Genomic DNA, 1,432 nt, shown 5'->3' with positions numbered 1-1,432 from the left:
CCATCTGGCGGATCATGATCGCCGACGACACCCGCAGACATCGACATACCGCCGAGTGTTTTTCTGCAGCTTGACAAATAGAGAGGCACCCCCGCATTGCTGGAGGGCGAATAATCAGGTTCCGGCCGGAACCGGGTGATGGTAGCTCGCCTCGAACTCATCCGGTGATCGCCAACCCAGCTTCTTCTGGATGCGCTGGCTGTTGTACCAGCCATCGATGTAGGCGAACAGGGCGTTCTCGGCCTCGTCGCGGGTCCGCCAGGCCCGGCGATAGACCAGCTCGGTCTTCAATGTGGAGAAGAAGTTCTCCATCAACGCATTGTCATAGCTGTCGCCGACCGATCCCATCGATTGCGCGATCCCGTTGTCTGCCAGCCGGTTAGCGAAACGAATCGCTGTGTAGGTCGAGCCTCTATCGCTGTGATGTATCAACTCGCCGCCGCGGATGTCACGGCTCCAGACCGCGAACTCGAGTGCACCCAACACCAGTTCGGTGTCGCAGCGATCCGAGGTCTTCCAGCCCACGATCCGGTTGGAAAACGCATCCCGCACCGCTGCCAGCCAGAACACGCCTTGCCCACAAGGGATCCTGGTCGCGTCGGCCACCCACAACCGGTTCGGCCGGTCCGCAGTGAAGACCCGTTCAACCAGATCCGGTGCCGGCGCCGCCCGTGGACCGGTCCGTGTCGAGGCGATGCGCCACCGTTTCCGCAGAAAGGCGCCCTGCAACCCGGCGCCACGCATCACCCGCTCCACCCGTTTGCGGCCCACCGAGATGCCGCGGCGGGCCAGCATCGCATGCACCCGGGGAGAACCATAGGTCCCACCGGAGCTGGTATGGATATCGACGATCTCGGCCAGCAACGCCTCGTCGGCGATCTGCCGCGCCGAGGGTTGTTCCAAGCGTTTGCACCACCAGTAATAGGTCGACGAGGCGATACCGAGTACCCGCAATACGAGCTCGACCGGGTGCCGGCTGTCCTTGACGAACCGCACGATCACCTCCGGGTCTGGCCGAGCTCCGAGGCGAAATACGCGCTCGCCGAACGCAGGATGTCGTTGACCCGCTCCAGCTCGGCGACCTGTTTGCGCAGCCGCTTGTTCTCCTCGGCCAGATCGGACGCCTCCGGCTCGGGCCGTTGACCGGTGTCGGCTTGGCGGATCCAGTTCCGCAGCGCCTCGTGATGCACACCCAACTGCTGGGCAAGTTTGCGGATCGTCGGCTTCGGGTCCGACTCCAGATACAGCCGGACCGCTCGAGCCTTCAACTCGTCCGGGTATTTCTTCGGTGCTGCCACGCGGGGCTCCTTCCTGGTCCTATCGGACCATGCTCAGAGCCCTCCAAGGAAGCGGGGGTGCCTCTCTATTTGTCAAGCTGCAGAAAAACACTCGGCGGTATGTCGATGTCTGCGGGTGTCGTCGGCGATCATGA

The 1,432-nt window shown here is 63.1% G+C and carries 2 protein-coding genes; both read right to left on the bottom strand.

The genetic code is table 11. The features are described 5' to 3' along the window. Positions 1-114 precede the first annotated feature (114 nt). The gene (locus ACWEWT_RS38600; RefSeq protein WP_452565905.1) at positions 115-996 is read right to left on the bottom strand and encodes an IS3 family transposase; all 882 of its coding nucleotides are present in this window, start codon (positions 994-996) and stop codon (positions 115-117) included. Between the two features lie 2 nt (positions 997-998). Further along, positions 999-1,298 (bottom strand): transposase, encoded by a 300-nt coding sequence (locus tag ACWEWT_RS38595; protein ID WP_194982285.1) that lies wholly within the window; start codon positions 1,296-1,298, stop codon positions 999-1,001. Positions 1,299-1,432: the final 134 nt, after the last annotated feature.

The sequence above is a fragment of the Nocardia sp. NPDC003963 genome, assembly GCF_053605105.1.
This window is presented reverse-complemented; position numbering and strand designations above follow the sequence as displayed.